This is a genomic window from Reichenbachiella sp. 5M10 (assembly GCF_002742335.1).
Lineage (GTDB): Bacteria > Bacteroidota > Bacteroidia > Cytophagales > Cyclobacteriaceae > Reichenbachiella.
The window spans coordinates 2862603-2886071 of sequence record NZ_MDGR01000007.1; the positions used below are offsets into that span (position 1 = coordinate 2862603).

The 23469-nt window shown below is 47.3% G+C and carries 17 protein-coding genes; 7 read left to right on the plus strand and 10 right to left on the minus strand.

Annotated features, from left to right (window positions below):
- Positions 1–2: 2 nt before the first annotated feature.
- The 7 genes from BFP72_RS11445 to BFP72_RS11475 all read right to left on the minus strand — a co-directional run bounded on the left by BFP72_RS11445 (position 3) and on the right by BFP72_RS11475 (position 11995).
- A complete protein-coding gene (locus BFP72_RS11445) occupies positions 3–1871 on the minus strand; it encodes a metallophosphoesterase (protein WP_158233384.1) in 1869 nt (622 codons plus the stop codon).
- Positions 1868–3223: an alkaline phosphatase PhoX gene (locus BFP72_RS11450; RefSeq protein WP_099599265.1), complete on the minus strand. Its 1356-nt coding sequence runs from the start codon at positions 3221–3223 to the stop codon at positions 1868–1870. The genes BFP72_RS11445 and BFP72_RS11450 overlap by 4 nt, the downstream gene beginning before the upstream one ends.
- Complete coding sequence (locus tag BFP72_RS11455) at positions 3220–4308, minus strand: phosphatidylinositol-specific phospholipase C1-like protein (protein ID WP_099599266.1); 1089 nt, start codon at positions 4306–4308, stop codon at positions 3220–3222. Before BFP72_RS11455 ends, BFP72_RS11450 begins: the two co-directional genes overlap by 4 nt.
- A complete protein-coding gene (locus tag BFP72_RS11460; RefSeq protein ID WP_099599267.1) occupies positions 4305–5960 on the minus strand; it encodes a metallophosphoesterase in 1656 nt (551 codons plus the stop codon). The genes BFP72_RS11455 and BFP72_RS11460 overlap by 4 nt, the downstream gene beginning before the upstream one ends.
- Positions 5961–5969: 9 nt before the next feature.
- Entirely contained in the window at positions 5970–7046 is a 1077-nt protein-coding gene (locus BFP72_RS11465; RefSeq protein ID WP_099599268.1) for an alkaline phosphatase family protein, read from the minus strand.
- Between the two features lie 116 nt (positions 7047–7162).
- Positions 7163–8713, minus strand: a complete 1551-nt coding sequence (locus BFP72_RS11470) for a SusD/RagB family nutrient-binding outer membrane lipoprotein (protein ID WP_099599269.1) — start codon at positions 8711–8713, stop codon at positions 7163–7165.
- A 39-nt stretch (positions 8714–8752) separates the two neighbouring features.
- A complete protein-coding gene (locus tag BFP72_RS11475) occupies positions 8753–11995 on the minus strand; it encodes a SusC/RagA family TonB-linked outer membrane protein (protein ID WP_099599270.1) in 3243 nt (1080 codons plus the stop codon).
- Positions 11996–12246: 251 nt separating this feature from the next.
- On the opposite strand from BFP72_RS11475, the gene BFP72_RS11480 reads away from it, so the two are divergent.
- The 4 genes from BFP72_RS11480 (at position 12247) to BFP72_RS11495 (ending at position 16299) form a co-directional block, all read left to right on the plus strand.
- Positions 12247–12813, plus strand: coding sequence for a helix-turn-helix domain-containing protein (locus tag BFP72_RS11480; RefSeq protein ID WP_099599271.1), 567 nt, complete (start codon positions 12247–12249; stop codon positions 12811–12813).
- A 70-nt stretch (positions 12814–12883) separates the two neighbouring features.
- On the plus strand, positions 12884–13459 hold the full coding sequence (locus BFP72_RS11485) for an alkylphosphonate utilization protein (protein WP_099599272.1): 576 nt from the start codon (positions 12884–12886) through the stop codon (positions 13457–13459).
- A 241-nt stretch (positions 13460–13700) separates the two neighbouring features.
- Entirely contained in the window at positions 13701–15575 is a 1875-nt protein-coding gene (locus BFP72_RS11490) for a hypothetical protein (protein WP_099599273.1), read from the plus strand.
- A gap of 10 nt (positions 15576–15585) precedes the next feature.
- On the plus strand, positions 15586–16299 hold the full coding sequence (locus tag BFP72_RS11495; protein ID WP_158233385.1) for a DUF4328 domain-containing protein: 714 nt from the start codon (positions 15586–15588) through the stop codon (positions 16297–16299).
- A gap of 68 nt (positions 16300–16367) precedes the next feature.
- Here BFP72_RS11495 and BFP72_RS11500 read toward each other — a convergent pair whose 3' ends face one another.
- Positions 16368–17132 (minus strand): hypothetical protein, encoded by a 765-nt coding sequence (locus tag BFP72_RS11500; RefSeq protein ID WP_143520046.1) that lies wholly within the window; start codon positions 17130–17132, stop codon positions 16368–16370.
- Positions 17101–17790 (minus strand): peroxiredoxin, encoded by a 690-nt coding sequence (locus BFP72_RS11505; RefSeq protein ID WP_099599276.1) that lies wholly within the window; start codon positions 17788–17790, stop codon positions 17101–17103. The genes BFP72_RS11500 and BFP72_RS11505 overlap by 32 nt, the downstream gene beginning before the upstream one ends.
- A 536-nt stretch (positions 17791–18326) precedes the next feature.
- Between BFP72_RS11505 and BFP72_RS11515 the strand changes: the two genes are divergently transcribed.
- Together BFP72_RS11515 and BFP72_RS11520 are read left to right on the plus strand one after the other, a co-directional pair.
- Positions 18327–19901: a cell wall metabolism sensor histidine kinase WalK gene (locus BFP72_RS11515; RefSeq protein WP_099599278.1), complete on the plus strand. Its 1575-nt coding sequence runs from the start codon at positions 18327–18329 to the stop codon at positions 19899–19901.
- Positions 19898–20584, plus strand: a complete 687-nt coding sequence (locus BFP72_RS11520) for a response regulator transcription factor (RefSeq protein ID WP_099599279.1) — start codon at positions 19898–19900, stop codon at positions 20582–20584. The genes BFP72_RS11515 and BFP72_RS11520 overlap by 4 nt, the downstream gene beginning before the upstream one ends.
- Positions 20585–20631: 47 nt before the next feature.
- Here BFP72_RS11520 and BFP72_RS11525 read toward each other — a convergent pair whose 3' ends face one another.
- Complete coding sequence (locus tag BFP72_RS11525; RefSeq protein WP_099599280.1) at positions 20632–22683, minus strand: helix-turn-helix domain-containing protein; 2052 nt, start codon at positions 22681–22683, stop codon at positions 20632–20634.
- 180 nt (positions 22684–22863) lie between these two features.
- Here BFP72_RS11525 and BFP72_RS11530 point away from each other — a divergent pair, with 180 nt between their 5' ends.
- A complete protein-coding gene (locus BFP72_RS11530) occupies positions 22864–23466 on the plus strand; it encodes an ankyrin repeat domain-containing protein (protein WP_099599281.1) in 603 nt (200 codons plus the stop codon).
- Positions 23467–23469 lie beyond the last annotated feature (3 nt).

Sequence of the window (23469 nt, forward strand, 5' to 3'; positions counted from 1 at the left end):
GTTTATTTATTGAGTGTAAAAATATCTTTCATCCGACCTTCGCTATCGTACATGCGTAGCTCTAGCTCGTTCCCGAACACCTCGATGGTCAAGTAGTGATGTCCTCTGAAGGTCTTGGCACTGAACCACGAACGCGTCGGCGCAAAATCCTCCAAATTGCCCCCTGCTCCACCGGCTTGCACATAGGTCACCCCTCCAGTCTTGGTGAGCTTGTCTTCTAAAATCTGATGTGTCCGCTGATAGGTATGCAGGTGTCCAAAGAAAACCATATCCACTCCGTACTTTTCGTAGAGTGGCACGATCGGTTTGATCTTAGGATCACCCATAGAACTCGACTCAGACCAGCTATCTCCATAATCGTCCTCATCCGAGGAATAGGGCGCGTGATGATGCGCGACGAACTTCCATTCTGCTGTAGAGTTTTGGAGCTGCTCTTCGAGCCAGACGTACTGTTCCTCCCCCTCCCCAAACTGCTCCTTGCGGTTGCTGTCCAGCATGAAAAACTCGGCATTGCCATACGTAAATTTATAATAGGCCTTTTCTTGATAAGGCAGTATGTGGTATTGATTGAACCAGTACAAGTCTCCTTCGCCATTGCCCGCTACAGGATAGACTGGGATGCGAGACGTCAACTGATTCATGGCATGAAAGTACTCGTAGTTCCACTGGTACTTGTTGGCCTCCTTTCCTCCATCGGTCAAGTCTCCAAGGTTGAGCAAAAACTCTGGTCTCTCATCCCACAGCAGTTTGGACACACGGTTGTTGACATGCGGTCGTGCCTCCGTATCTCCTATCACCGCAAACGTGAATGATGGAGGTGCTACCTCACCTGTCTTGAAGGTTGACACTCCACTCTCGATCGTCTCTCCATCTTTGGAGGTTGATTTGATGTTGTAGAAATAGGCTTGACCGGGCGTCAAACCTTTCAATACGTATTGATTGATATTCTCTCCCTCTACTGTTCCCATTTCCTTGTTGGTTTTCAAGGTTTGCACCTCTACTTTTTCCATCAAGGGAACAGACGTCCCGTACTCGATGACCACCTGTGCAGGCTCACTGGTCTCCCACACTATCCCCATCTGTGTAGGTGTCGCCATCTGTAAATAAGGACCCGCCGTGTAGTGAAAGAGGTCAGGATAGAGTTTGCCCTCGATCGTCAGGTTCTGGAAGTCTTCGTAATTCCGTTGGATCTGCTTCTTGTGAAGGGCACGTCCGTAGAGTCGCTGACATTTGAGCAGGTCTCCCAGCTGCATGTAAGGCTCGTGCGAGAGATAGGCCGCATTCTCGAGCTGCATATCTCTCGGGTCGTGACCAATCATCTGCCCGACCTTCATCTCGCGTTTGAGTTCGCCGTTGATATATAGCTTCATAGCTGCTCCATCATAAGTCGCGACCAGATGCATCCAGTAGTTTTTCCATCCACGTTCTGCAACGGTATAGTTGACAGCACTCGAATAAGCAGAGCCTTGATCCTTCAAAGTAAAAACCACCTCACGACCGTACATCCCCAATAGCCAAAGAGGATCTTCCTCTCGGTACTGGTAGCGGTAGGTCGTCATCACTCCTACCTCCTGATTGACATGATAGAGCAGCCAGAGTTCGACCGAAAAAGCCTCTGTCGGCACCTGCTCCGAAGGATAAAACCCTTCCAACCGCTCAGTAGGGTCTTGTCCAAAAAACTCAAACGGATACGTCTGATACTTCAAAGGAGCCACAGGTGTCTGAGGCGCCTCCAGCCGAGGACCTATAGGGTTCTTGGCATGGCGCTCCAGGGTATAGTCTGGCCAAAACCACCATTCGACTAGCGGCTCTTGGGCCTGCACACCCCATGCTACCGCTACCAACGATACGAATAGGATATTTTTTTTCATGCTTTGTTTCTCAATTGATCCCATGGACCAGTGATGGCCATGGTCAGTCCTTCTTCTTGGACATTGACGAATAGTGTTTTGCCAGATGGCGAAAAACACACCCCAGTCAGCTCAGATGTGGAGCCTACATTTCTACCGATGTTGTAAATCTCTCCGTTGGGCCGAATGCCTCGGATATACGCATCTGCTACATCTTCTACCAGGATCACATCTCCCCATGGGGCTACAGTCAAGTTGTCACAAAACTTGAGGATTTCGGTATCGTTGGGCTCAGCAAAGAGTGTAAGACTCCCTGGCTGTTCGGATTCTCGCTCCGTACCCTCGTAGGGGCTCGGCTCGTACTTGAACACCTGCCCAGACCGGTTCTTGCCTCCATTGGTACAGGCAAAATAAATCTCCTCGTGACCGTACCACATGCCTTCCCCTCGATCGAAGACCGCCGCTCCTGCTGCGAACCCTCTGTGGCGCAGGTCATCCGCTGGGCTATCCACATGATCTAGTGTCATCCATTGGACTGCTATGGACTCTCCTACAGCCAAGGTTTGCTCGTCGATATTTCTCGTGTCAAAACTTGGACTATCCTTCACTACAAGTGCTTGCAATTGACCTCCTTGGTGCAGTTGGCCAGGCACATCAGGCAGAAAGCGGTAAATCAAACTATCGTGCTGATCCTCGGTCTGATAGACAATCCCTGTCTTAGGATCCACAGCGACTGCCTCATGATTGAACCTCCCCATGGCCTTGATCGGAACTGGATCGATCAGTCCTGTAGCCTCTACCGGGATCTCAAAATTGTAGCCATGAAAACGCTCACTGTCGCCTCCCTGTGGCGTAGTATCTTCTTCGCATGTGATCCAAGTGTTCCATGGTGTCGGCCCACCGGCACAGTTTCGGTTGGTACCGATCAAGCTCAAAAACTGCTTTTCGACCTCTTGCTTCTCTTCGTCGTACACGACGGTCGTTGTACCTCCTAGACTCGGGTGTTTGCCATATCCATGGTCATAAAACTTATCTTTCTTCAATCGATCCAACAGCTCCATATATCTACCAAAAGGCCCATACTCACTAGGACTAGGACTGTTCTCGTGATTGCGAATGAGGACGACCTTGCCCTCCAAGTCAAAAGCCGCCATGCCATCTGCTCGACTGGGCACCAAAAAGCCATCCGACATGGGGTCTCCCCAGCGTGAGATGATCTTTGCCTCAAACCCTTCGGGCAATTCCAACCAAGGATTGGCTTCTGTCATCGCTTCGTTTTTGGCAAACGAACAATGTGTCAAATATTGGGCGAGCCCCGCAAACCCCAGAGATACGACAGTCGATTGTTTGATAAATTTTCTTCGTGAATTCATAATGTAGATTTGTAGGATACTGGGTTGACCCTCTCATAGGTCATGCTGTCAAAAGTGACTTGAAACGTACTGAATGGATTGATCGCCTTGACATAGTAATCCGTCGTGATCACCTGTGCACCGGAGCGCTTGGCCGCCTCGAATCGGGCATAATCATCGTCACGCGCTTCTTGGGTATTGGCATCTGCTCGTGTACGTACCATATAGCCTTTGTTGACCCTCTCTCGGATCGCTTGCTCTTGTTTCACAGGGTCGTTCATCACGAAAAAAGCAGCCATAGGATGCTCCTCCTCTACATCTACAAACATCACATGATCCGACGTGTCACCTTGCAGATACTGCTCCGTCTGTGCACGCCCCGCATCAAATACAAAAAGAACACGTCCCTTGACCTCTTCTAATTTTGGCCAGCCAGTTGTCAACACAGCGTCTCGCAAGGATGCAGCCCCTCCCTGCACCAGTGCCGGTGTGATCAGCGCTTGAGCCGAAAAGACAGATCGAATCTCTGCATCCAGACTATCCAGCAACGGCCCATCAAAAGGAATCACCTTCGTATACCCAGATCTGTCTATGCCGGAGTTCTTGGGGTTGATGGTGATGATGATTGGCAAATGCTCCGGGTGCGCCGCTGACCAAGACTGGACGTCTGACAAACATCCCCTGAAAGTCAGGCAGTGACTCCTAAAATCAATATCTGGGATATGGAAAGTTTTGATACCCATCGTAGACAGTTCGCGTGCCGTATCGAAAGGCAGTGCATCAATCCCCAGCGAGTCCATGAGTTGCAAGGCTATGGGTGACTGAAAACGCCCCCCTTCGGGATCAGCGACCACATCCAGTTCGAGATTCCTCAAACCCAAATCCAACTGCTGATCCAGCGGCAGGTGCCTGTAATCCAGCCCACGTGCTCCTGAGTCCTGCGCTACCAGCAGCTGCATCAATGCTGGCTCGACCCCACTTTTGTAGCTGTTGTGACTACCGATGACTTGGACTTGATTGAGACGAAGAGGTGCGACCTGTTCTTTGGGCTGCTCGCACGCGAGCGCCACAATGGAAATGAAAAATAGTGAAATAAGTGTTCTCATGGATGTATGAATTTGATGCTGTCAATTACTGTATTTTCTATATCGTAAGCTTTGAAAGTCAGTGAGGACTCCTCTACCGTCATGATGCCGTAGTGATGTGCTTTGATGACGGTATCCATCACAGGCCAGTCAGACAAACCCGAGGGTTCTATGCCACCGCCACCTCCTCCTACGACCAGTATCCCCGTCTGCTGCCGACCATATGTCCGAATCAGGCGTTCATAATCATGGCTATGACCTGCGATTACAAAATCTATCTTGGCCGATTCGAAGTGAGGCTCCAGCAGTTGTAGCATGGACTCTTCACCGTGATACCCTGGCCACCCTTGAGACAAAGGAGGGTGATGCAACAATACGAATCGCCATTCGGCAGCCTGCCATTCGGAAGACTCAATTTGCTCTATGAACCAATCGTATTGGTCCGAACCGTCCGGAATCCCAACAGGGAAACGCTCATCTGGATCCAAGGCAATGAAAGCACAGTTCCCCACCTGCCATGAAAAATACTGCTTCTCACCAGGCAAGGCTGCCAAATCCAAATAGTTCTGCGGATGAAGATCGTCATAGTAGCCGTCATAGTCGTGATTGCCTGGCACAGGGTAGTGGACAAAAGACGATCCACTGAGCGCCTGCAAAAACTGCAAATACCCCAAGCGGTCACTCCCATGACTGACCAAGTCTCCCGCCCCTACGCCAAAACTTGGCAGATGCTCATCCATCAAACCGAGGAGCTTTCTAAAAGTCCTCCATCCCCCCTGACTGTCCCCCCACACCGCAAACTGCAGGGTGTCGGACACTGGTTTTTGCTGAAAAGCATAGCGCTGAGAAATGGCATTGTCTTGCTCGATTTGATAATAGAATCGTGATATCTGACACGGAACCCGTGCCAAAAACACTCCTGATTCACTCCTAACCATCTGCGTCTGAAACCGTCTCGTCGTATCCTCCCCCCAGTGAAAACGGGCCTCTCCTCCACGCTCAGACACCCAGCGTAGATAGAGGGTATCTCCGACTTGCTGCACGATCGGGTCGGTGAGCAAAATCGGCAGAGTCATTCCTTCGTCTATCGGGACACGTGCCAGCTCTTTTTTGCGTCGAGCCAACCAGTACTGTTGATTTTTTTGTCGGGATTCTACATGACCAGCCCAATCGGCCTGAGAAATCCACTGTACGCTCCTAAGTCCACCATGCATGGCGTTGTTGAGGACACGGATGGTAATTTGAGGAGAGGGGTTGGAAGGATGGAAAGGAAAGTACTCTCCCTCCAGTCGGAACACACGCTGCCCGTCAACCCAGAGCTGCGCGCCATCATCGGCTCGTACATGCAAGACGCCACTATCAAGAGAGACCTCTCGTCGGTACCATATCGCTGTGTTGGGCAGCAGGATTCGGTGCGGCAATGGCGTATATTGACTTGGGTCAAAAGTAGGCAAATCGGGCTGCATACCGCCCGTTGTATCTGTAGTCACAAGCTGCCATGTGTCACCTATATCGACACTAGTCAACCGCAGATTCATCAAAGAATCCAGCTCCTGATTGGCAGCTAGGGAAGAAAAAGCAGCCTCCCGATAGGTAGGTAAAAAGGATACCTGGGGACTACTACACCCCCAGGCAAACAAAATTGCAAACGTAACTACTAGTCTATTCATCATGAATATCTACTACTCAATCGCACCCTCAATGACCTCACCGGCTTTGGGCTGCTTGTACTTCACTCCCAAGGCTTCCGCCGCGGTACGTGCTACTTGATTTTGGTAATATTGTCCTTCTACCTTGATCTCTCCTTTGGCAGGCGTATCTGGGCCTAATACAGCTATCCAGATTTCCCCTGCATCTTTGATTCGGTTGCCATGGTGCTGCCATGTTTTCTTAGGATGCGTGCCACGACCATGATCTGTGGTGATGATAAAAGTCGTCTTGTCCTTGTACTGCTCCTCAGACTGCACATAGTCCCACAACTCCTGAATGTAAGCATCTGTCTGGTGGGCAGACTTGAGGTATTGGTCGTACTCGCCATCGTGCGCATAGTCGTCTGTCTCCCCATATGCGACGTAGAGCACCTTCGGCTTGTTCTTTTTCATGTACTCCATCGCATAGTGATGGGTAAACACGTCCAGGCGGACTCCACCCCAAGGACCTCTGATCTCGTCTTGTATCTTATTCAAGAAAGTTTCGATCTCGTTGGGGTTGTCAGTAGCTTTTTCGAACCCTGCATTGACAGGGATACCGCTACGCTCTTGGTTGATTATGTATGGAAACACATCCCATGACCCGAAGGCAGCCACTTGGCCTTTGTACTTTTTCGTCTCGTTGAGATACTCCAACACCGTGACGTTGGGATTGTTGATTTTGCTGTTGCTATCGATATGCTCATCATCTGCAAACCCACAAAGAATCTCGCTGTACCCTGGGTATGAAAACCACATGTTGTTGGAGCAATTGACTTTGCTGCCGTACTTACGGTTACCGTAGAGTTGGCCTTGCTTGGCAATGGTGTTCCAAAAGAAAGGCATCAGGATTTCTCTGCGCTGCAGCGGGTCATTCACCCAAAACATCTCCGTCAGCTCTTCCGGATTCTCGACGTATTTGGAGTCATCCACAAGCAGCGAATCTGCTCCTGCAAAAAGCTCCTGCCACCTGAGACCATCAAGAGAAATGATGACGATGTTTTCTGTTTTTTGCGCCAAGCTCGTCAAAGAGATCATGCAACTGAGCGCGAGTATTACTATTTTTTTCATTCGTTTGGTATTGAATTATCCTTATTATAAATACCCCGAGGGGATAGACAGCTAGTATAAAAGCACTCTCCTAACTGCTACCTAGAGGTCGGAGAGTGCTTTCAATCAGTCAAAACTTAGTCAACATCCCACCACACGTGCGTATTGAGATCGTCTGGCCCCTGACGGGCAATCACCTCGTCATAGTTATCCTTGTTGAGTGCCTGCACATCTGTCGGGTAGATAAATCTCACCGGAACAGTAGACTGTACAGCCCCTGGACCTGGGACGATTGTCGGGTAGCCCGTTCTTCGCCAATCAAACCAGCCTTCCATTCCGCTAAAAAACAAGGCGATCCATTTTTGTGTACCAATTTTTTCCAAGAGCTCCTCCTGCGTACCGGTATAAGCCACCTCTGTTTGGGTGAAATAGTCCGCTTGCGGTACAACGGCAGCACTGATCTCGCTGTACCCTCCCTCATCGAGACGAGAGATATAGTAGTCAAATGACGACTGGATACCGTTGGTATAGTATGTCTGGGCATCACCTGTAGTGATATAGCCACGCTCTCTGGCTTCTGCCAATACAAACTGCAACTCAGAGTAACTCATCAAAACAGACTGTCTCGCAGTAGGTGAAGCCAGGTCATCACAAGCCGAACACGAAAACATCAATCCTACACGAGAGATATAGTTCGAGCCTCCCTTGTCGGGGTCTCCACTAGGGGAATATGCCAAGGCCTCCTCATCGGCAAGCCCGTTGGGGACACCTTGATAGTCGTCCAAAGTCCCTACGAGACCAGCACCAGAATCAGTGGTCGGCTGTGCATAGACATAGAGTCTATGGTCGTTGAGTGACTTGAGGATATCTTCCATGTTTTCGCTCAAGCGATACTCGTCAAACGAACCCGAACGTGTCGTATACAAAGGCTGCTGATTAGGATTGTCTTGCAAATACTGCAACGCTGCATTATCATCGTTGCTCGTCATGATCGGTCGAGCCGTCGCATCATCCAGGATGGCTTGCATAGCGGCACTCGGATCTACACGATCCGATAGTCTCATGTGTATTCTAAGCAAGAGAGAATTGGCAAACTTTTTCCACAGCATGATGTCTCCGTCAAACAAAATATCTCCGTCGATAGATTCGGCTGCTGGGTCTAACAAGGTATTGGCACGCTCCAAGTCCAAAATGATGCCTTTGTAGATATCTTCTTGGTTATCAAACTGCGGAAGATTCGTCCCCTCCTTGGCAGCTATCGCTTGTGAAAACGGCAAGTCACCGTAAGTATCCGTCATGATGGAAAACATCCATGCCTTCATCACCAATGCGACTCCTTCGTAATTGACTTGTCCTGATTCTAGTGAGATGTTGACGATATTTTCCACGTCACGCATGGCGTTGTAGTATGGAGTATATGGGTCAGACTCAGGCCCCCAGTTGTACCGATCCTCGTTGGTAAATTGGATTTTGGCGGAATATTGCATCACCACATTGCCATAGCCCCAAGCGAGTCCAGCACTCTCCGACACCCCTTTGCGAATCACCGTCGGCAACAAAAGAGAAGCCGATACCGTCTCCGGGCTGTTGGGATTGACATTGAGCTCCTCGAACCCATCGTCACAAGCTGATCCAACCATCGTCAGGCCGATCACCAACATCATTGCTTTTATATTGAATATTTTCATCTTTCTGTTCTTTAAAATTTTAGAAACCTGTCTTTTCGATTAGAGTTGAATATTGATATTGAACCCATAGCTTCTCGCCGAAGGGTAAGACATGTTTTCGATGCCTGGCTGTAGTGTACCACCACTCATCGCCATCACATCAGGATCGAAGTGTGGGTTCTCGGTCCATAGCGCGAGGTTTCGCCCTACGATAGATACTTTGACGGTACGCACAGGTGTATTGACAAACCACTTGTTGGGCATGCTGTAGCTCAACTTGACTTCTCTCAACTTGACATAAGACGCATCGTACTTGGCAGCTTCGACGTTGTTTCGCTCATAATAGCGATTGTGCCAGTTTCTAGAGGCTACTTTGACTGTATTGGGTGAGTACGAACCGTCCGCATTCTCTACGACTCCTTCAGAGACGATACCATTGCCTTCTACACTGAGATCATACCCGTCTGCTCGACCATAGAGCGTCTCTTTGAGCTGTCCAGAAGTACTACCGATGGTTTTGGTTCGTGACACGACGATACCTCCTTGCCTGATGTCAAACAAGAACCCCAAGGACAAGCCTTTGAATGAAAGCGTATTTTGTAATCCCATCATCCAATCAGGGTTGTAGTTACCTTGGTTTTCCAAGTCAGAACCCCTGAGAGGTGTCCCCTCAGACGAGTGAATAATCTGACCATAGTATGGACTGCTTTCGTCTTCTACTCTAGCAAAACCTACCCCATAGATCTCCCCCATTCGCTCGCCTTCACGAGCCTGGACGTAGGCGCCATTTCTCTCTGTCATGGTATATGCATCCAACCCCTCAGCCAGCTCGATGACTTTCGATCTATTTCGGGTGAAGTTGACACCCATATCCCAAGTCAGGCCATTGGACAATTGAATCGGTGTAGCATTGACCATGAGTTCGATTCCGTTGTTTTGAATCTCACCAGCATTGATAATACGGCTATTATACCCTGTAGAGATATCCAATGCGATCGGAATGATCTGGTCTCTGGTGCGGTTGTCGTAGTAGGTGAAATCAAAGCCTAATCTACCTTTGAAGAACCTCACGTCCGCGCCCAACTCGAAAGAAGAAGTACGTTCTGGTTTCAAATCAGCATTCGCCAAAGTCGAAGACTCTGTCTTGGCTTGCGTCGATCCCCATGCAGTCTCAGAAATGTAGACATTCGTCAAACTATAAGGTCTCGTGTCGTTACCCACTTGAGCATACGCTGCTCTCAGCTTGACAAAAGACACGGGAGAAGGCAGGTTCACCATATCACTGATCACCGCACTCAATGTCGCCGAGGGATAGAAATAACTGTTGTTTTGAACAGGTAGTGTAGACGACCAGTCGTTTCTCCCTGTCACATCCAAGAATATCATGTTCTTGAGCGAAAACTGCGCATATCCATACAGCGAGTTGATCTTTTTCTCCGTATCGGTCTGGGAGACTTGCAGATTGACTGCTGAGTTGGAGAAGTTGTAGATATTGGGAATCAAAAGCTGTGGTGCTACAGTCTCGTTGTAGTTGTATGTCTGACTCATTTGGTTACCCCCTGCAGAGACCGTCAAACCGAAGTTCTGTCCAAACTGCTTGTTGTATGTCAAGAGAAAGTCGGAGTTGCGCTCATTGAAGTACAAACGATCCTCTCTGTACATCCCAAGTGGGAAACGCTGCGTGCTAAATGCTCTCTTTCTATCACGAAGCTCGTTGTACACATCGAGTCCTGTACGCACCATCAAGCTCAGCTCATCTGTAAACTTATACGTTGCAGACACATTACCTAATACACGATCTTTGGATTGGCCGTTTGTATTTTCGTAAGTCGTGAAATACGGGTTGTCATGGTAGTTGTAGTTGTAGTTGAACTGACGTGTACCCTCCAGCCCCGGCATCCAATAATTGCTCAGGTTTTTGGTATTGACCTGACGTCCATACCAGATCCACAAATACATCAAACTCTCCGTACCATAGCTAATTGCTGGGCGGTTGCCACTTTCGGTATTGATGTAGTTGATCGAGGCATTGACTTTCAATTTGTCTGTGAGGTTCACACCTGTATTGAGTGCCAGAGTATTTCTTTTGAGGTCTGTATTCGGAATCATCCCCTTCTGATCGAGGTTGGTATAGGACAGTCTCACGTTGCCTTTGTCACTAGACGAAGAGATAGAAATACTGTTGGTCAACGTCACTCCCGTCTGGAAAAAGTCGTTGATATTGTCTGGGCTCTTGTCCCAAGCGGTAGGAATGATCGAGCTGCCATCAGGAGCATTGAGATCTCCTCCTCTGTAGCCGTCCACGTCACGTGGAGAATCAAACTGTGGAATCAACTGACCGTCCATACTCGGGCCCCAGCTTTCGTCTACACCATCTGCCGTACCAGATCCAGACCCATCCACAAAGGCAAACTGCCCATTGTTGCCCTGTCCGTATTGGTTTTGCCATTCTGGAAGGCGTAGTGGGTTTTCGAAGGTTGTGTTTGAATTGATCGTGATACCAATTCCTTTGGTCGACTTGCCCGACTTGGTCGTGATCAAAATCGCACCGTTGGCTGCCCGTGATCCATAGAGCGCTGCTGCAGCGGGACCTTTGAGGACAGACACTGTAGCGATATCATCTGGGTTGATTTCGCCTGCGGCATTGCCATAGTCTACTTCGAGATTGCCACTTCCAGATGCTCCTTGCACCTGATTACTGATCGGTACACCATCCACTACGAAGAGCGGCTGGTTGGCGTTGATATTGAGTGAGGACTCCCCTCTGATCGTGACGCGCGCTGATCCGCCGACACCTGACCCAGAGTTGGTCACTTGTACACCTGCAACTTTGCCACTTAGGCCACTCACCATATTGGTTTCTCGTGCTTCGGTCATATCATCACCTTGCACTTCTTGGACCGAGTACCCGAGTGCTTTGGTCTCTCGCTCCACACCAAGAGCAGTCACCACCACTTCGTTGAGCTCTTGCACATCCTCTACGAGCGTGACATCTATGACGCTACGCCCACCGATGGTTACTTCTTGGGTCGCATACCCAATGCTCGTCACGACCAAGGTCTCAGCACCCGCCGGGACATTGAGTGTGTACTTGCCACTGATGTCGGTGATACTCCCTATAGAAGCTTCTCCTTTGACGAGTACAGTTGCTCCGATGACAGAGCTACCTGTAGCGTCCAATACTTGTCCCTGGATGCGTTGGTCCTGCGCCCATGCAGCAGTCCCACCCATCAGAACGAAAACAAAAACCAAGCACTGTAGGGCTCGCCTGATTTTTTTAGGATTCAATAAAGTTGGATTCATAGAAATTGATTGTTTATGTTTTGTTGTCTGCAATATCAATCCCTACTTTGAAGTATATGTGTTGGAAATGTTACACTACTGGTAAGTTAGATAACGCAAAACACCCCTTTTCTTAACATTAAATTCATTGACTAATATGAAACCCAATAACCAACCCTGAATCGAAATAAATCCATTAAACGAATGTTACGTTTACAAATATGCAACTATACTTGCAGAGAAGTTTATAAATAGTAAACCCAAGAAAAATCATGAATAACATAGTAGTCAGCTGGATTGGCAACAAAATAAAATCACTCCGCAACCAAAAGAACCTCTCTCTACTGGAGCTCAGCAATCAATCCAAAATCAGCAAAAGCCTGCTGTCCAAAATCGAGAACTCACGCACCATCCCCTCCCTGCCTGTCTTCATCAACATCCTCGAATCACTCGAAGTAGCACCCAAGGATTTCTTTGAAGACATGTATTTGAGGAATGGACACAATTTCACAGTCGTCAAAAAAGAAGATCGGAAGACCATTGAAAAAGAGGATCGCGTGGGCTTCAAGTACCAATCCATCATCAACCAAAGTCTACTCAATCTCAACGTAGATATCGTACACCTCACTGTCGAACCTCATGCCGAATACGAGCCCACAAGTACGGATGGTTATGAATTCAAAATCGTCCTATCCGGAAAAATAGAATACATCATCGGTGAGGAAAGCACTGTACTCGAAGAGGGCGACTCCATATTTTTTGATGCACGTATCCCCCACTACCCCAAAGCCTCCGAAGAGCGTGTGCAGCTTCTAGTGATTTACTTCCTCTTTCCCTAAGAGGCATACTATATTTGCCGCCCTCTCCAAGAGGATAAGCGCATATTAGATCTCAGCAAACAGACAATAAATGAACCTAGAACAAGAATTGCAAAACAGAAGTGGCTCAAAGTGCGAACTCTGTAGCAGTACAGACACCCTCTCCATACACGTCGTATCTCCCAAATCTGGTCAAGACCTCTCCGAAAACACGCTGCTGTGCAGCACCTGTATCGAACAAATCCAAAACCAGGACAAAATCGAACCCAACCACTGGCACTGTCTCAATGACAGCATGTGGAGCGAAACACCCGCGGTACAGGTACTTGCTTGGCGTATGCTCAACCACCTAATCACAGAAGGCTGGGCACAAAATCTCCTCGAAATGCTCTACCTCGATGACGAAACCTTGAGTTGGGCCAAAGAAGGCATGATTGTCGACCAACAAAAAGCCATCAAACACATCGACAGCAATGGCGCTACACTTACTGCGGGTGATTCGGTCGTACTCATCAAGGACCTCAATGTCAAAGGAGCCAACTTCACAGCCAAACGTGGTACGGCGGTTCGCAACATTACCCTGACCCACGACAACCCCGAGCACATCGAAGGCAAAGTCAACGGGCAACATATTGTAATCTTGACCAAATACGTCAAAAAAAGCTAACCCCCTCTCTACAATTGCTCCCTCCAAAATTCACTCTTTTTTTTGGAGGGGTACGGAGCTACACATTGCTTCATATACATTATTTCTTTATCCTTGTTGATAGACATTGGCTATCATAGATACCTAGACTAGATCTCTGACTAGATAAACTCACCACACAATCAAAGACAAAACCACACCTCGCCATCAACTCCACCCTTGCAACAGGGTGCTACCTTCTCTTGATGCATACCTCTCTCTCATGCCTGCATTTCTGTTTGTGTTGCTTCTTCCCTTTTTTGCCTTAGGGCAAAACACTCCCAAAGAGACCTACGGCATCAAAAACCCTGGCAAGAACACCGCCAACAAATGCGGTGACTACCTCAGCATCTACAACAAACTGCCGGCTGATATCCGCTATGGGATCGAAGTAGTCGACCGCATGATCTACTTCTACTATCCCAGCGAGCACTACTTTCACGACATCTTTCCGAAAAATACAGACGGAATCGCCATAGACATCGTCAAACGACAACAGTATCGCTGCTATGACAAGAATAATCTACAGGACACTTGGCTCAACCAAGGGTACCTCATGCCTCCATTGTACAAGGACGAGATGATGAAGCGACTTACGGTCAACGAACAAGGGTTTGTCATCATCCCTTACGCTACGATCCCCCAACAGTTCGACCCCTTGATGATCGAGTGCAACTTGCTCATTCTTCAAAAGAAATACCTCTGTGGCTACCACTCCTTCTCCAACATGGACTACAGCAACTGGGGCATACTCAAAATGGGTATGTATCGTGACTCACTCTCAGCAGACCAATACCAAACTATCCACCAAGAAATTTCCAAAAACCTACACTTTATCGTGCCCTTCGCACGCAACAAAGCCTCCTTTGACAAACAAGACATACAACCGCTCTACGACTCTCTCCACCTCTCCGACTACCACATCAAGGAGATCTCCATCAAGGCCTACACCTCCATCGAAGGCTCACATGATCGCAACATTGAGCTCCAACAGGGACGCTCGCAAAGCATCATCTCTGCCTTGCAATCCTACCAGAGCCCCACGATTCGCTCGACAGTATCTGCACACGAAAACTGGGTAGAATTCTTAAACAACATCCGAGACACGCAGTTTGAGTACCTGAGTCGACAATCCAAAGAAGAAATCAAAGCACAGCTAAGCGATCCTCAATTGCTGGCACAGCTGGAACCCATGCTTCAGCACCACCGCAAGGCACTCATCGAACTCAAACTCCAAAAACGCTTTTCGTCCGAAGAAAACAACCCCGACATACTCAAGAAGTTCTTTGACCAAAACATCCAAAACAAAAACATCGAAGAGGCTCTCTATCTCCAAAAAATCATCTTTGAAAAAATAGAGGACCAACAGCTGCCAGATGATTTCATCGGTCAACTCGAAGTCCCCGAAGAGTCCATCTATGGGCCCCTGCTCAACAACTTTGCGATCCACCAGACAGAACACGAAGATCTCTTTCTCTACGACAACATCCTTCGCTTTGAGCAATTGCTATCTCTCATGCCTGACAACCTCAAGATCAAATACAATCTCACCACACTCAAAATCAAAGCGTGGACTCAAGGAGAACTGATCACCAATCGAGAAGAAGTCCAACAATCCATCGACGAACTAGAAAAACTGGGGCTGGAACAAAGCCTCATCAAAAGACTAAGAATCAACTACTTCATCATACTCACCGAATATTACTACAAGCAGCAAGACTTCACCAACAAAAACAGAGCACTCCGCGAAGTATACTGGTTCTACTCACGTATGGATCTCAGTGACCAAGACCTACTGAGCCTCTCCAAATACCTGGCTGTATTCAGTAAGTTTGACTGGGCCGAAGCGGTATTGTCCAAGCGCATCCATGAGATAGATGTAGACGAAGATTTGATCTTCTACTATCTCGCATTGACGATTGCCAACCCAAACAAAACAGCGCAGAACGACTACCGAACCTTTATGCTCAACGCCATAGACAAAAACAACCAACGATTCTGCGACCTATTCTTGCCCAAACCGCAGGGAGGCTACACCTTTCAGCTACTCAATGACAACTACCTTAAAAAAACATACTGCGAAAACTGTAAGCAATAAAAACTACGCTATGAACAGATTAGAACCGAATGACCAACGTGCCAAAATTGCCATTGCCTTGATATGGATAGTCGTTGCTTTGGATGTATTGTCCATGATCTCATCCTTCATTCAATACGAACTATTGGAATCCATCGCCAATGGTGACATTGTCTCTGATGAAGAAGCTACTCTCAATGATCTCCGCGAACAGGTCATCGGTTATGTCAGTATTGGGGTATTCATCATTTCTGGAGTGACCTTCATTCAGTGGTTTCGTCGAGCCTATGCCAACTTGCATCAGCTAGTCAAAAACCTCAACCACAGCGAAGGATGGGCTGCTGGCAGCTGGTTCACTCCCATCATCGGACTATACAGGCCTTATCAGATCATGAAAGAACTGTATACCGAAACAGAGAAATTCATTATAAAACATAGACCTACCTATCACACAGACAACCCTGACAAATACCTCGGCATATGGTGGACCCTTTGGATCATATCCAATATTTCGGGACAAATACTGATCAGATATACTCGAAATGCTGAAACCCTTGACCAACTGATCAACATGACCCTATTGAGCATAGTTGATTTACTCATCGCTATTCCATTAGGAATAATTGCCGTACAAGTAATCCGCAACTACACAAACATGGAGCAGGTACTCCATACGCTTTCTTTGTCATCGTCTAGCCCTACTACCGAGCCTACATCACCTATGACGAATCCCTCAGAAGACTAGCTCCTCAACACAAGTGAAGGCCCAAGATCCATAGATCTTGAGCCTTCACTTGTGATTTTGTCTCAAAATTATTTTTCGGAGAGTCGCGTATGGATTTGATTGAGGGTCATACCCATATAGTCATCCTGCGCATGAAGTTCCAACTTCTCTACCTCCTCGCCACTGGCAAGCATCGATGCAAACTCCAAGTTGCGAGTCATCACATCGCTCATCCTTTCTATTTCCACCATGTTGCGAGACGTGTTCAGCGTACGCTTCTGCAAATCCATCGCCCATTTGGCACAGATCAGCAATATCAACACAGCCAATCCACAGTGAAACATAAACGTCTGCATGTCCATGTAGTCCAACTGCGTAAAATACACACTGCTCTCACTTCCTGTCGAGAAACTCAAATACTGCAAATATCCAAACACAGCGTGATGCAGTACGATGACTATTGCCAAAGGAATTTGAATTTTCCAATTTTGATATGTAATCAATATAGTCGCACTAATGAAGGCAAAAAAGTGCATCTCAAACAGTCCGTGCATCTGATAGATGTACTGCCCCATAAATACACCAAACACTCCACTCGCCACATATTGATTCAACGAGGTATTCGGAAACATCTTTTTGGCTAAGAAATAAAGCACCAGCAACAATCCTCCGACACTCAAGCCCAAAAACCATGTGTCGTAAAACATTGACAAGAACAACCCGAAAACAAAATATCCTACCAACAACCGCTCGATCAATACATCCCCACGATCACGAATCTCTTGTACAAACCGATTGTATATTCCTTCTTCCGTTCTCAAATCAATACCCTGCTCTTGCATTCCTTCTCTCATTATATAATCCTAATATACGTTTTCCTTGCTCTACATATCCCGCCTTTTTCCCTAGATCAGACGGCAACTGACAGCCATATGCCTGCCGCATACCCTGAAACAAATCCAACGGAAGTTGCTCCCCCGCGATCAGTTTGGTCAGTGCCTTGTCGATATACCGTGTCTCTTTGCGGGTACAAAACCTTGCTTGATTATAATTGCCCTTATAATAAATCCTCGAAGATTTGTCTAGCACTACGCCCTGAGGAGTAGCATAGATCCCACACCGGTCTGAGATCACACCGGCTCGATCCCACACAACGGGAAGATCCAACTCATACTTGTCTCGAAACTCTGCCACGGCCTCCGCATCCTCCGATTGCACAATCACATAGGCCTGTACACTGTCTTGATACACACGAGCCAACCGTTGAAAATCCCTCATATTGAAACGCGAACAAGGACACTCTGCATTGAAAAAATGGAGCAAACTGTACCTGGACCGGTCGATCTCCATGAGGTCACTGACCCCTACATACTCTCCTACCCCTACTTCCACATGCCCCAGTGGCACAGGCGTAGGTAGCGCATACCTCATCTCGTGCTGCCAAAACAGCCACCCTATACAAGTCAATATCAGCATTGCTGACAGTGTAAATACTATAATTTTGATTTTCATACGCAGTCTCGTTAATAAGGCATCACCTTACTGTATTTCGCTTGTACAAATGCTTTTAACTCGTCCAAGACTGCTTGATTGAAGACAGTATCACCCTCAATTTTGGTTGGTCTTATTCCATTAGCTAAAAAAACCTTAATGTTATGCACTTTAATCAAACTCCAACTTAAAGGAGGTAGATTCCCTTCAATCCAGAATATTACTTCTGACGCCCTTCTTTCCATAGTTCCTCTAATGATAGGGAACATTATTTTTTCAACAAACCGTTAGCCTTGATTTTTCAGGGAATATAAAACATTTTTCACAGTAAACTGTCAAAAACATTATTAATCCATCAATAAATAGCACTATCCAAATAGACACAAACCACAAGTGTATTTACAACATATGTATTGATACACATACAACCACATGGAATAAGACAGCCTCTACATCCTCCACTGCCCTGTGAACGGATCGAATTTGAATCAACACTCATTTTTTGGATTTCATTTCTATGACTAAATTGAGCAGTAAAAAACGAACAACTATCTTCAATGACCAAAAACCGCTACACGATCTTAATACTTGCTACACTGATCCTGTTGCCACTACTGCTCTACTCGCTTTGGCAAGTCCAATCCCTCGAGGAAGATGAACAAACCGCCAATGAAATCTATGACAAGCAAATGGAAACCATTTTGTTTTCGCTCAATCAATATGCCGATGACATGATGGAGAGCTGGGTACGCAAACTCACCAACGACAGGTACCCTCTCGCGCAAAATGCGTCCGACCTCCTACTCGCCAACGAATCCATACAAATGCTCGTTCTGAGACAAATGTCCAACCGCTCCGACAGCATCTGTGTCAACGACTATGTACTGTCTACTGATAGCACACACCGCTTCGTCAGACAATGGTATGACTCCAAAGACTCGGTCCTACACCAGCTCACGCAGTACCTCGACGCGGGTTTTCAAAAAATACACCCTGCCAATGACTGGCACACTATCGACGGTCTACAGCCCGCCCAATCCGGGATCACCGTCATGCTCTATGATAGAGACTCTATTCTCTACAATGCACTCTTCATCCTTGAGACCAACTACTGGATCGAACAGACGCTTGGCGCGAAAATGAACGAAGCGGCACAAGACAACCTCCGACTAGCCGTCATACAATCCTCGGGATCGACCGACCAGTCCCACGTGCTATTCAGTACAGAGCCCTTTGATCTCCACAAGGACTACATTCAAAACGACCTGTGGATACTCCCTAGCACTGCACTAGCGATACAAACCAAGGGCGTCAGCTATGCTGAACTCATCCGTAGCAGAAGCCGCAACAACCTATACATCTTGCTCACCTCTCTGCTGACGATGCTCGTCGGAGCTACCCTCATGATTAGAAACATCCAAAACACCGTCAAAATCGCCCAACTCAAATCCGATTTCGTCTCCAATGTCTCTCATGAAATCCGCACCCCGCTCTCGCTCATCAAAATGTATGCAGAGACTCTCATGCTAGGCAGACTACCCTCCGAAGAAAAAAAACAACATTACTACCATGTGATCCATCATGAAGCAGGGAGACTTACCTACTTGGTCAACAACATTCTGGATTTCTCCCAAATAGAAGCCAACAAAAAAACCTACCACAAAGAGCCAGCTGATCTCAACACCCTCGTCCAACTACTGATTCGACGCTATACCCATACCTTGACCGACAAACAAATGAAGAGCTCACTCACCCTCTCTGACACCCCGCTCCCTGTCAAGTTGGACATACAAGCCTTTGATGAAGCCTTGTCCAACTTGATCGAAAACAGCCTCAAATACAGAGGAGAAAGCAACGAAATCATCGTCTCCACCTATCTAGAACCTGATCATGCCTGCTGTGCCGTGACAGACCACGGCATAGGCATCTCCGAAAGCGCCCAAACCAAGATCTTTGACAAATTTTATCGGGTAGAAAATGCCCTGACTCAAAAAACCAAGGGAGCTGGACTAGGGCTGAGTCTCGTCCAGCACATCATGGCTGCTCATGATGGCAAAGTCACAGTCGACTCTCAGTTGAACAAAGGCAGTACATTCACCTTACACTTTCCACTCAACACCACACACTCATGATACGAATCCTAGTAGTAGATGATGAACCCGCCATGCGCGAGGGACTCACAGACAACCTCCTCTTCGAAGGCTATCTCGTCGACAATGCGTGCGACGGCAAATCCGCTCTCCAAAAACTCAATGAAACACACTACGACCTCATGGTCCTAGATGTGATGATGCCCGAAGTATCTGGATTCGATGTCTGCAAGCAACTCCGCAATGCCAACAACCCCATCCCTATCATCTTGCTCACAGCCAAAGGAGAAGAAATCGACCGAGTCCTCGGTTTGGAATTTGGAGCCGACGATTACATATCCAAGCCCTTTAGTGTACGCGAATTGATCGCTCGAATCAAAGCCATCCTCCGCAGAACCCAACACTACAAGCATGACAGCACTCCACGGCAATTTGAGCGTATCGGTCAGATGGACGTAGATTTCAAGTCCTATGAAGCAAAAATCGGACATGAGACCATCAAGCTTTCTCATCGAGAATTCGAAGTACTGCACTTCCTCTGGGACCATCGCCAACAAATCGTCAGTCGAGACGACCTGCTCAAAAACATCTGGGGCTATGACGAGTTTCCAACCACACGTACCATCGACAACTTCATCCTCCGTCTACGTCAAAAGATCGAAACCAACCCCAACGACCCAAAAATCATCCTAACCGTCCACGGCATGGGTTACAAACTGCTATAAGAAAAATTGTGAGAAGGGATATGCACAGTATAGAACCTACATTAGGATCACATCAATCCTTCCTCCACCAGCGTGTTGCGAAGCACCTCGTGATGACGCCAAAACCCCTCGTTCATCTGCTCATACACCTGGACAAACTCCGGGTTCTCAAACAAAGACTCCATGACCGGATCACTTTTCAAAAACAAGAGTATCCAATACTGGAAATCATCCTGTTCGGCAAACTCACGAAAGTACTCCAAAGCCTGAGCCGTATCTCCTCGGTAAGCGTGATATGCAGTCATACTGAGTGGTTGATACATCGAATGATCCTGCTCAGCATACTCTCGAAACACTTCGACATATCGTTCTCCTTCTTCTACTCTACCCATTCGGCTAAACACATCTCCGATCTTAAGAGACTCATGCCGATAAATGTCTAGTCCTTTGGCATCCCGGAGACGAATGAAGCGATCATAGTACTTTTCAGCCATTGCATACTCTTTCTGGTAGTAATTCAACTTTGCTATTTCTTGTAGGATATCCATGCGGGTGGTATCCTTTTCTAGCTCGATGAGCAATAGATCAACCGTCTCTTCCAAATCTCGCGTTTCGGCACAACGAATAAAGGCCCGCACATAGTTAGAATAATAATTCTCTGGATTGTAATCCAACGAAACATCAATGTAGCGATTGGCTTCTTCTACAAACCCATTTTGAATCAAAGCATTGCTCACGTGCAAATAAATGTAGCTAGTCGTCACCGAATCTTTCACTTCTACATTGACCTGCAACCCCTTCAAAGCGTACTGCAAATACTTCGCGGTGTTGGGGATATAATTGGTATAAAAATCAGATAGGGTGTTGATGATTTGAGCAGAATTGGGACTATACGCTAACGCACGCTCCAGATATGGCACGGCAAGTTCATAAGACTTGATTTGCACAAAATAGTACGCCTTGGCAATCAGACTACTCGGATCATTGGGACTATAGAGCAGTGCTTTGTCTGCCGCACTGCTCAGCTCTTTCACATGTTTTTTATCCGTCTGATATATATCCATATAGTAATAAGAGAATGCCAAATAAGCGTAGGCCAATCCAAACTCTTGATCCAATTCCAATGCCTGCTCCAAATACATCACCGCTTCAGTCACTCCTTGGGTATTTCCCTTATTCAAACTTTCTACCCCCTTCAGATAAAAGTCATACGCCTCTAGATTATCCGTCGGAGCTTGAGCAATACGCGACTCCTCCTCTGGCGTGATGATCACTCGAATCTCGGCAGCAATATTCTTGGCAATCTCTTGCTGCAATTCGAAAATATCTCCGACCTGACGCACATATCGTTTGGACCATAGGTGTCGGTCACTGGCCGCTTCGATCAACTGAATATTGAGTTGGATACGATCTCCTATTTTTTGACCACTCCCCTCCACGAAATAACTCACAGGCAGCTCGGCGGCTATTTCAGCGACGGTCTTGGTACTGGCTCGATACTTTTCGACAGACGTACGACTGACGACTTTGAGCTCTTTGATTTTTTGCAGGTTATTGAGTGTAGACTCCATCAATCCATTGATCAGGTAGAGATTGGTCGAGTCATTGCTGTCGTTTTTGAAAGGCAGCACGGCAATCGATTTCTCCAGGCCCACAGCCTCTCTGCTCTGAGAGAGCCAGTAGACCCCTGTCGCACCCAAAAAACCCACCAGCACGATCATCAGATACATCCACCGCTTAGGGATTCCCTTCTCTATGCTTTGGGCGTCCGTTGCTATGATGGGTTCGTCGGTCACGCCCATGTGACGGTCGAGCTCCCCTGGAGGATAGCCATAGTGCTCACGAAAACACTTGATAAAATAAGACGAACTACCAAAGCCTACCTGATAAGCAACCTCCGACACTGTGTGTTGCTTGCCCCGTATCAACTCACGCCCGTGCTCCAATCGAATCTGACGGATAAACTGACTCGCAGACAAATCCGTCTCAGACTTGATTTTTCGCAAGAGGTTGGAGCGACTCATGTCCATCGCTCCCGCTAATTCGGACACTCCAAAATGCTCATCCGACAGATTCTCACGGACCTTTTCATTTGCATTCTGGATAAAACTGCTGTGCATAGTATCTAATCTTGAGGTTAGTTCTCTGTATTCCAAATTTACCCTTTTGCGTCATAATTTATATCGTTTCGTCATATTTGATACCTATGCCCCAAACTTGATTCTTTTCGCTACAAAGCTAATAACCCTGCTACACCACTCTTTTTGAGCTTTGCATCCAACAATAAACTTATAACAACTATGAAAACAAACATCTTAAAACTTACCCAATCTACTACACTCATACTATGTCTCATCGCCTCATTGTGTAGCTGTACGGGACAATCCTCATCAGGTCAGGGACAGACCTCCAAAGGAGACACAGAGAACAATACATCAACTACAACTCCCGATATGGACCTACACACGGCTGTCATCTCTGGCAACACAGATGTAGTCAAGCAACACATCCAAGCCGGTAGTGACCTCAACATCCCAGATCCATTCGGCGGATCGAGTCCTTTGATCACTGCAGCTCTATTTGATCAAGTGCAGATTGCTACACTTCTATTGGATGCAGGCGCCAAGATCAATTTCACCAACAATGATGGATCTACGGCCTTACACACTGCCGCCTTCTTTTGTCGCAAAGACATCGTAGGTCTACTACTCGACAGAGGTGCTGACCGATCCATCGTCAACAAGTATGGGGCTACCCCACTACAATCCATCTCTGGCCCCTTCGAAGAAGTCGTCGGTGTGTATCAAATGATGGGCAAACAACTCGAACCTATGGGGCTCAAAATAGACCTCAAATACCTCGAGCAAACCAGACCAGAAGTCGCTACAATTCTCAAAGGGTAAACA

What these genes read in the sequence shown, in the direction of transcription:
- BFP72_RS11500 (WP_143520046.1), bottom strand. Translation starts at nt 17,132, where the DNA reads ATGAGAGAAGGAATGCAAGAGCAGGGTATTGATTTGAGAACGGAAGAA.
- BFP72_RS11480 (WP_099599271.1), top strand. Translation starts at nt 12,247, where the DNA reads ATGAATAACATAGTAGTCAGCTGGATTGGCAACAAAATAAAATCACTC.
- BFP72_RS11495 (WP_158233385.1), top strand. Translation starts at nt 15,586, where the DNA reads ATGAACAGATTAGAACCGAATGACCAACGTGCCAAAATTGCCATTGCC.
- BFP72_RS11490 (WP_099599273.1), top strand. Translation starts at nt 13,701, where the DNA reads ATGCCTGCATTTCTGTTTGTGTTGCTTCTTCCCTTTTTTGCCTTAGGG.
- BFP72_RS11475 (WP_099599270.1), bottom strand. Translation starts at nt 11,995, where the DNA reads ATGAATCCAACTTTATTGAATCCTAAAAAAATCAGGCGAGCCCTACAG.
- BFP72_RS11485 (WP_099599272.1), top strand. Translation starts at nt 12,884, where the DNA reads ATGAACCTAGAACAAGAATTGCAAAACAGAAGTGGCTCAAAGTGCGAA.
- BFP72_RS11455 (WP_099599266.1), bottom strand. Translation starts at nt 4,308, where the DNA reads ATGAGAACACTTATTTCACTATTTTTCATTTCCATTGTGGCGCTCGCG.
- BFP72_RS11470 (WP_099599269.1), bottom strand. Translation starts at nt 8,713, where the DNA reads ATGAAAATATTCAATATAAAAGCAATGATGTTGGTGATCGGCCTGACG.
- BFP72_RS11450 (WP_099599265.1), bottom strand. Translation starts at nt 3,223, where the DNA reads ATGAATTCACGAAGAAAATTTATCAAACAATCGACTGTCGTATCTCTG.
- BFP72_RS11530 (WP_099599281.1), top strand. Translation starts at nt 22,864, where the DNA reads ATGAAAACAAACATCTTAAAACTTACCCAATCTACTACACTCATACTA.
- BFP72_RS11465 (WP_099599268.1), bottom strand. Translation starts at nt 7,046, where the DNA reads ATGAAAAAAATAGTAATACTCGCGCTCAGTTGCATGATCTCTTTGACG.
- BFP72_RS11525 (WP_099599280.1), bottom strand. Translation starts at nt 22,683, where the DNA reads ATGCACAGCAGTTTTATCCAGAATGCAAATGAAAAGGTCCGTGAGAAT.
- BFP72_RS11460 (WP_099599267.1), bottom strand. Translation starts at nt 5,960, where the DNA reads ATGATGAATAGACTAGTAGTTACGTTTGCAATTTTGTTTGCCTGGGGG.
- BFP72_RS11445 (WP_158233384.1), bottom strand. Translation starts at nt 1,871, where the DNA reads ATGAAAAAAAATATCCTATTCGTATCGTTGGTAGCGGTAGCATGGGGT.
- BFP72_RS11520 (WP_099599279.1), top strand. Translation starts at nt 19,898, where the DNA reads ATGATACGAATCCTAGTAGTAGATGATGAACCCGCCATGCGCGAGGGA.
- BFP72_RS11515 (WP_099599278.1), top strand. Translation starts at nt 18,327, where the DNA reads ATGACCAAAAACCGCTACACGATCTTAATACTTGCTACACTGATCCTG.
- BFP72_RS11505 (WP_099599276.1), bottom strand. Translation starts at nt 17,790, where the DNA reads ATGAAAATCAAAATTATAGTATTTACACTGTCAGCAATGCTGATATTG.